At 48.8% G+C, this 7,881-nt stretch carries 10 protein-coding genes and 1 pseudogene; 8 read left to right on the plus strand and 3 right to left on the minus strand.

Annotation, left to right across the window (positions count from 1 at the left end):
• The first annotated feature begins 751 nt into the window (after positions 1–751).
• The 6 genes and pseudogenes from HAV38_RS22380 (at position 752) to HAV38_RS21440 (ending at position 3,940) form a co-directional block, all read left to right on the plus strand.
• Complete coding sequence (locus tag HAV38_RS22380; protein ID WP_209216849.1) at positions 752–847, plus strand: IS66 family insertion sequence element accessory protein TnpB; 96 nt, start codon at positions 752–754, stop codon at positions 845–847.
• 17 nt (positions 848–864) lie between these two features.
• Positions 865–1,044 (plus strand): transposase, encoded by a 180-nt coding sequence (gene tnpB / locus HAV38_RS22155; RefSeq protein WP_260326514.1) that lies wholly within the window; start codon positions 865–867, stop codon positions 1,042–1,044.
• Positions 1,045–1,154: 110 nt separating this feature from the next.
• Positions 1,155–2,400 (plus strand): annotated as a pseudogene (tnpC, locus tag HAV38_RS21425) (IS66 family transposase).
• Between the two features lie 65 nt (positions 2,401–2,465).
• Positions 2,466–2,657, plus strand: a complete 192-nt coding sequence (locus HAV38_RS21430; protein WP_168057453.1) for a hypothetical protein — start codon at positions 2,466–2,468, stop codon at positions 2,655–2,657.
• 259 nt (positions 2,658–2,916) lie between these two features.
• On the plus strand, positions 2,917–3,309 hold the full coding sequence (locus tag HAV38_RS21435; protein WP_168057455.1) for a DUF1842 domain-containing protein: 393 nt from the start codon (positions 2,917–2,919) through the stop codon (positions 3,307–3,309).
• A gap of 415 nt (positions 3,310–3,724) precedes the next feature.
• Complete coding sequence (locus tag HAV38_RS21440; RefSeq protein WP_168057457.1) at positions 3,725–3,940, plus strand: KfrB domain-containing protein; 216 nt, start codon at positions 3,725–3,727, stop codon at positions 3,938–3,940.
• A 27-nt stretch (positions 3,941–3,967) separates the two neighbouring features.
• On the opposite strand, the gene HAV38_RS21445 is transcribed toward HAV38_RS21440, so the two are convergent.
• Complete coding sequence (locus tag HAV38_RS21445) at positions 3,968–4,234, minus strand: recombinase family protein (protein ID WP_245182507.1); 267 nt, start codon at positions 4,232–4,234, stop codon at positions 3,968–3,970.
• A gap of 743 nt (positions 4,235–4,977) precedes the next feature.
• On the opposite strand from HAV38_RS21445, the gene HAV38_RS21450 reads away from it, so the two are divergent.
• Both HAV38_RS21450 and HAV38_RS21455 read left to right on the plus strand, forming a co-directional pair.
• Positions 4,978–5,151: a hypothetical protein gene (locus tag HAV38_RS21450; RefSeq protein WP_168057459.1), complete on the plus strand. Its 174-nt coding sequence runs from the start codon at positions 4,978–4,980 to the stop codon at positions 5,149–5,151.
• A gap of 120 nt (positions 5,152–5,271) precedes the next feature.
• Positions 5,272–5,475, plus strand: a complete 204-nt coding sequence (locus tag HAV38_RS21455) for a hypothetical protein (RefSeq protein WP_168057461.1) — start codon at positions 5,272–5,274, stop codon at positions 5,473–5,475.
• Positions 5,476–5,696: 221 nt separating this feature from the next.
• Here the strand turns inward: HAV38_RS21455 and HAV38_RS21460 are convergent, their stop codons facing one another.
• Both HAV38_RS21460 and HAV38_RS21465 read right to left on the minus strand, forming a co-directional pair.
• Positions 5,697–5,894 (minus strand): hypothetical protein, encoded by a 198-nt coding sequence (locus HAV38_RS21460; protein ID WP_168057447.1) that lies wholly within the window; start codon positions 5,892–5,894, stop codon positions 5,697–5,699.
• A gap of 265 nt (positions 5,895–6,159) precedes the next feature.
• Positions 6,160–6,720, minus strand: a complete 561-nt coding sequence (locus HAV38_RS21465; RefSeq protein WP_168057463.1) for a tautomerase family protein — start codon at positions 6,718–6,720, stop codon at positions 6,160–6,162.
• Positions 6,721–7,881: the final 1,161 nt, after the last annotated feature.

A 7,881-nucleotide genomic window follows, 5' to 3' on the forward strand; every position in this document is an offset into this window, starting at 1 on the left:
CGCCCACACTTATCGGCTGTTAATTGTTAAAGAACCTGATTCTGTTTGGCGTCACACCGGAGTGTTCGCAGCACCGACAAAGCGTTTTGTTTGTCAGCAACAGAGAGATGAGATTATGTAGCACTTTACGTTTTTGGTCAACTTCTTTTTAAATCATTTCAACAACAATTTAAAACCAAATTAACGCTGACTACCTGCGTAAAACACCGCATTTACCACCTCGTTTCGGTCTCCAATTTCGCCCACAACACCGCTTGCACCGTGTCGTTTATTGCGCGTCCTTTTCAACAGAGGCCGAACTATAGCAAGGCAGTTCACCAATGGCAAGCGGTTTTGTAACAATTTTTAAACCGCTACCCTCCACAGATGATGCCCACGCGTTTTCCCTAAAAAAACTTGGCCTCCTTACTTGGAACTATCCCTTAGTTTGCGCAGTGCTATATTCATATACTGGATACGGCATGTTCGCGGGAAATGGGCTTGCGCGACCTGTGAAACATTGATTCAGGCACCGGTCCTAGCCCAGGTGATTGACAAGGCATTTCCACTGCAGCACTGCTAGCTCAGGTGGTGATGGCCCGGTGGTGGCAGCCAAGCCAGTAACGCCCGTACGGATGCCGACGCTGCGTGCCAGATTACTCAATGGGATTGAGATCTATGCCCCCTGCGTTGCCCGCGACGAGGTAGGGTCGCTCCTTGAGATGCTTTGCCAGTTGCCATTCTCCGCCTCGACCCGGGACTGAGGGTGCATGTGCACCGGGATGCAGTCGATGGTCGCAAGAGCATTAACGGTCTTGCTGCCATCGTCGAGCAGGCACTGGGGTTGGATCCATTTGCCCCGGCCTGACCTGCATAACATCGTTACTGTGGAATCGCAACGGCTTCTGGTTAATGTTCAAGTGGCTTGAGGCGGACCGCTTCGCCCGGCCCCGAGAAGCTGCGGTCCTGACACTGAGCGTCGAACAATTACACTGGCTACTTGATGGCATTGACCTGAGCGCCATGCACAAACATCCGCAGCGCAGCTATGTGCGGGCGAGCTGATATCAAACAGCGCGCCTTTGCCCGGTTGTTGTCGGTAAACAACGGGTAATGCCCTAATTTTTGAAATGACGTAAACCTATCGGGTGCCACATTCCGGTATGTTGTCTGTCATGGCACCTACCCAGCTCCACTCCTCCCTTAGTGCTGATGCAATGCAGACGCTCATCGCCGAGCGCGAGGCGGTGCGCGGCGAGCGGGATGTGGTGCGCGACGAACTGCGCGTCATGCAAGTCGAGCGCGATCTGCTCAAGGAAAAGCTCGAAGCCTTTCAGCGCCGGTTATTCGGTGCCAAGAGTGAAGCGCCCAGCGCCGAACAACGCGACCTGTTCCTCAATGAGGCAGAGGCGCTGGCGGCCAATGCTGCCTTGCCCTCGCCAGAGAGCGAAATAGCAGTGCCCGTTCCAGGGCATCAACGCAAGAAGCCGGGCCGCAAGCCACTGGACCCGGCGTTGCCACGCGAAGTCATTCGCACCACGTTGCCAGAATCGGCCCGTATCTGCGCGCACGATGGCGCGATACTGGTAGAAATCGGCGTGGACGTGAGCGAGCAATTCGATATTATTCTGCAGCAAGTTCGCGTGATCCGCCATGAGCGGGTGAAATATGCCTGTCCGTGCTGTGATCAAAGCATCAAAGTCACGCCGGCCCGCTTGCGCATTCTTCCGTAAATACATCTGGCCTCCTTTACCGGCGTGTTGCAACCCGATGCGTATGCTGGATTTAACGCCATTTATGAGGGGGCCAGGTAGTGGAAGCCGCTTGCTGGGCGCATGCACGCCGTAAATTTTATGATTTGCATGTGGCGCGACCTTCTGCTGTCACTACCGAAGCATTGCGCCGGATCGGCGAACTGTATGTGATTGAAGCCCCCATTCGTGGCCAGCCACCGGATCAACGGCGCGCAGCACGACAAGCACAATCGCTGGCGCTGATTGACGACTTCGAGACCTGGTTGCGGGCGACGCTTCTGATGCTATCGCGCAAATCAGATACGACCGCTGCCATCATGTATAGCCTCATCTATGGCCTGCGCTAAAACGTTGTTGTGACGATGGCAGCATTGAAATCGATAATTCAGCGGCTGAGCGCTCTTTGCGTGACGTCGCTATCGGACGTCGGAACTAACTGTTCGCCGGTGCCGACAGCGGTGGTGAGCGGGCTACCGCAATTTATTCCTTGATCGGCGCAGCGAAATTGAATGGTATTGATCCTGACGCGTGGCTACGCCATATGCTCACCCATATCGCCGACCATCCGGTCAATCAAGTTCAAGACTTCCTGCCTTGGAACTTTACATGTCCGATGGCGATAACCGGTAATTCTTGCCGATTGAATTCCGTTGCCGGAATTCGTTAAGAGGGCCTTAGGAAGACGCTTACCTTGATAACAGCGAGCCGCAAATAGCAGGACTATTCGAGGCCTTGAATCCGGCAGAAGATTCGGCGCATTTTGTGGTTAAGGCAAAGGACGTGCTTTATATGTTTCATGCCGACGTAAAGATCGCTTTTGAGGTTGTGACGGTACAGCGAAATATTAATATTGCGCCTTATAACAGGAAAAACGTTCTGCATAAGCGTGATGATTTGAGTTATATCGATGGGCTCAAGGATTGATTTTGATTTGTCGTGTTGCTTGGGCTGTAACCTGAATGTTACCGTAACGATACTTACGTGCTGCTATCAAGACGTTTCATAATGGGTATTTTAGCCACTATAAATATTGACAAGTAGGACTATTTCTTACCGGACATTTCTTCCGCATTAGCTATAAATCGAACTAAAGTTTAAAAGTGAAAACCCGAACTCACTTTAAAAGCAGGGGGCAGAAACCGAAAAGCCATACGAGTAGGTAAAAAAGGAAAAGGGGAATTCAATGTCTGTCAATTTGATTGGTTCATATTTGGTAAACGGGACCGTAGGTAATGTAGGAATGCCAGGCGCTCCGATCATGCATTTTTCTTTGGTGGTTGTCCCATCTTTAAATAGTGTATCGGGATCAGTAGAAATCACGCAAGCTCTTGCCCCCCCAAATGGCCTTACTACTATTAAGCAAGTAACAGGAGTCATTCGTGCTACTGGATACGGAAAAGTTACGCATATCGTATCACTTCAAGGAACCTACAATGTAGACTTCCCTCCGCCAGCAATAGGTTTTACCTCTGAAAAATTCACTGCACATATGGCGATTGATAATGAATGGAATGGCACAGGTGGCTTTACTTATGGTCGTACAGATATTGAAAATGTCCCAGTAAAACGCGCTTAATCTATCATAAAAAGGGTCCGGTCAAGTTCAAATTTGATCAGACCTAAATATTACAGACCTGTTATTCCATCAGAGTCTACCAAAGCTAATCATATTTTAAGAATAGCAATCTGCTTGTTTTATATGATTTATACGCTTCGCGATCAAATACCCGATCAAATACCCTCAAAGCGCTTATGAAATTATTTTAGCCTAAGTTTCACAGTATTCGAAGCGTTATCGAACGACCAGATCCGAGTAGTCCTGACTACCGTTATGGCGATACGGATATACAGCTGACTCACGTAAAAAAAAAGCTGAAAGTGTGATCTCTGTAGCTAGAAAAAGCGGTCAGCGCATGCGGACGACTGACATTGATTGGAGTGCAATTGCAAAATCCACAGCAAGCCGCTGCTTACACAGGGAAATCTTGAGCATGTCTGATACTATTGTCCAAAAGGATATAGGCCGAGGCAATATGCTTTATCACGACGCGAAGCGCCTAGATAAGCTGCCATGGCTGGGCGAAACCTACACAATTATGTATAAAGATGGTGTTGGTCAAGTCTCGGATCGGGTTGACGGCGACGCTTCGCTGCCAGTCAGCAAGGACCCGGAAACAAGTAGGGAAAAGAACAAATTTATCGCTTAATCTGCCTTATCGACTGCTCCTCCGGTTTTAACTACACTCGCGTGAGCTTAGGGCTGCGACCGCCGATGCGACCTTCATCACGGGCGGCCAACAAGCTGCCACGGGTACGCTCGAACTCAGTGAACGAACCCACGATTGCATCATCACTCTTCCTGCCGGTGAAGTCGTATCGATGGCTTCAGTCGTGCTGAGAAAACCAGCCCCCGCCAGCTCGATTTTCTCCATCAATGTCAGTACATCTTTTGGCGAGCGCGATAGACGATCGAGCTTCCCGTAGGCCTCGATCAGCCTCACTAAAACTTCAAAGTGATTGCCATCCGGGATGCCGGTCGTCGGCTCTTAATCGAAATAATACTAGACCCTGTCCAGCGCGGCCTCGTATTCTACTTCCGTATCGATTGGTTTGTTCTCCATTGTGTTGCTCCTTTTATAGGTGTCATGCGCAGTAAATGTATTGTTGCATTCCGTTAAATTATTTGGATTGATAATAAGCATCAAAGCGGTGTTGTGCCGTTGTGGCTGGCGCGCACTAACATATGTCTTGCACATGTAGAGTGGGTTTACTAAGCAAAATGATGAATGTCTGGAGTTAAGTCCTGAAGAAGCTCACCTATTGAGGGAATTAAGGAGCTGCAACGACCATGCAAAGTCCCATATAAGGATCATGGTAAGCGTGGGATTGAAATTCTCTGCTGAGGGGACAAGTCTTCCACTTGCGAAAGTCGTTTCTATCTTCTCAACTCACCACCAAAAGCAGTGGAAATTTGATGATTTCGCCAACATGCTCACTTCATCACCTGGACGAAATCGCGCGCGAAGCTTGGACGAGCAACTACGACCGCGTAAATGTACTTTCAAAGAGCGAAATGCTGTACCTTGCCTTGGCGTCAGGTCGCATGCGTGAACTAACTCCCGATGACTTTATAGCTTACGCAGTTGACCGAGTTGGTGCGGAGTGGATGTCGCACATGCTCAGCGTTTGGCGCTCCGACTCGCAACCTAATAAATGATGACCGCTTCGACAACAAGTAGAAAAAATGATTACAGCATTAGAATGGACCGGGGCAATTTTAGGGCTGATGGACGCTCTTTTACTTGCCACTAACACCCGCGTTTCGAAGTATGGATGGTTCGCATTTTTCTCCGCAAATTTAGCGTCGATCGGATTCTCTTTGGGAATTCAACGCTACGGCCTTTTTGTACAGCAATGAGGTTTTGTGGGCACGAGCATATTGGGGATATACCGTTCGGACTTGTGGTCTTCTTTCCGGCGTATCGAAAACCAAAAATCCTAACAAAATTGCGATGACAGAAGAAAAATAAGCGCTCACGTGACACTAAACGGCGAGAGCGTGCTGCGCGCCGATGTGAGCAATGGTGAATCAGCGACGAGTGAAGTCGACGCGACCGTAGATTTTCTGTTGCGCCAAGGAGTGCAGTCAGAAAATGTCACATTTCCCGACTGGCGCGACGGTGATCAAACGCCGATGGGCGGTCAGAAGATCGCAATTATGCTTCAGATTCGCGCGAAATGATCACGATTTGCGCAAAAAGAAATCTCAAACATCGGGATAAATTTTCCACTTTTTGTTAGGGTCAGCAGGTTCGTAATATTTCCAGTCCTTGCTGGCTAAGGCTCTTCAAAGACACGAATGCCAAATATGCACGCTGATTGATGAAAAATATCAAACGCTGTTTGACATGTCGGACCTTAAGCCGAGTGGCTACCCAAAACCCCAGTCTTTTTAACAGTCTCCTAGTCCACCTTCGCCCGTTTTTGTATCGACTTTTTTGGTGGGTTCGCGATGGTAATGGCGACGGGATCACTAGCAGGAAAACTTTCTTCCAGCGCTTCGTCCAACGCATTATCGACATCGCTTTTCACCTCCGGTATGGCATCGCCCTCCTTGTGGTGAGGGTTGACGTTAGGATGGGCAATCGGTTCGGGATTCATTTTTTCTGGCTCCTCGCTATAACTGGTCTAGTTGTGTTGACGCTGACTCGACTATAACCCACCGTGCTAATTTGGACTAATCCATGTCGAATTTTTGCAATCTCGCAACAGGTCTTTGTTTTCTGGCGTGCTGGGTTAGTGCTGACTACTGGAAAATATTGGACGCTGATTGACAGGCTTGGGGTATTAACTTCATCGTGCGTCACAATGCATTTGAGGTATGGCTTTACCACTATCGTCGTTAGCAAATCCATAGTTTGCGTTTTTAATGATCAGACAAACGCCGCTGAACATCGGCCGGTAATTGCTCAAACCAAACTTTCTCATCGCCTGGCAAAGGAAGAAGTGCACCGTACTCCGCCATATTGCGTGGAGCCAACTCGCTAACATATACCCATACATCCTCCTGCTTGATCTGTGTGACCTCGCTGACGGCAGCCATTAGTTCAAGCACCAGACGTTCCTTTACTTCAGCATTGCGCCCCGCTCGAATATGACCGTGCAGCCACGCTTGACCGGAGCCAGGTGGTGAACCGGAAACATAAAGATTTCCCTTCGCTATTTCGTGAAAAATAACCTGAACAAAAAAAGCATTAGCACCGGTGACTTCATGATGAATGTCGGTAATACGCGTGGCAATTTCACTCTTCTGTTGTTGCGTAAGTTCTACAGCGTTGTAGCTACAAACATAAGTGGGCATAATATTTTCTCCTCGTTGCTTCTTAGTAAAAAACGTGGCGCACTTGGCGTCCATATAAAAACTGCTAAATTGTAAAAAAATAAGCGGAGACCCCAATAATGCCTGACTTTTACCGCCACCTTTCACTTTCCCGATCGATAGCGCTCACTCGAAAGAGCATAGCATTGCGCTGTGTGGGCACCCAAACAGACATACCATGCGTAGGGCGTTTACCCAGAAAAAGTTAGCCCTATCATCACGTCATATAAAAAGCGCATTCTTCGGCGGACCTCTGAAATTCTTACAGCTCAGCTGCGATCTCCAGCTAATTCAATCGGGGCCATCCCTCAATGTAATCTTGCCGTCGTTGCGTGGGCGGTGGTCGACTGATGCACATTACCGATTACCGGAAGCGTGCTATTGGACGCATGCACGACGTTTCTGGCGGAAGTGTCACCCAGTCGCCCTGCTGATAATCGACGCTTGCACTCAAGGGCGAAACAGGCGTACTGGCACCGACTACACGAGTACTGGCTTTTTTATATTGGCGCGCGATATGACAAGGATGTACCAACTCTTACCTGCTGCGTTGCAGTCATCGCCTGCTCTTCTTTGGCATCGCTGAAGGGGGCGCTGCACAACCAGTTACTGAGTTTGGGGAAACTGATTTATCTGAATTTGAAGAGGCGAAGGATGCGTCATGGCGCGAATGGCTGGTGTGCCTCGACTTGATCGACGTCGAGGTTTTAGAACGAAATCCATTGCGCTTGCACATCCGTCCGGGTGGCTACAATAACTTATCTGAAAAGAAATAAAAACGCACTATCAACTATTTTGCATATTTATATCGCACAGTGCCGTAACTCTCTGTTTTTAAAAAAAGTGATTTTTCAAAAATGACAGAACGTCAACTTATTAACACTTTTACTTCGTTTTTAATCACTTTTGTTTCGCTTGACGTCAATTTTAAGGCGCGAGTCGCTATTACTCGGATGCAGCAACATTATTTCGCTCACTAAAAATTCATTCAAGGCCCGATCCGAGCAACAGCTCGGGTAATGCCACAAAACCGTTCTACTCTCTGGCATTCTGATCGCCGCGGACCTTACACAGATGCCAGCCTCATCATACCATCGCGACGGAACCATTTCTGCCAGATCCATTCAAAACCAGTGCGGCTTGGCGTACATCCGCGACCTGGCGGCGCGAGTATTCTCGGGCATCCGGATGCGGCGTCGACACCGTTGGATAATATCGTCATGTTCGTTCACTTCTCTGGCACTGTCTTGATAATGGAGTCTTCATGAA

The organism is Glaciimonas immobilis (assembly GCF_011947285.1).
GTDB lineage: Bacteria > Pseudomonadota > Gammaproteobacteria > Burkholderiales > Burkholderiaceae_D > Glaciimonas > Glaciimonas immobilis.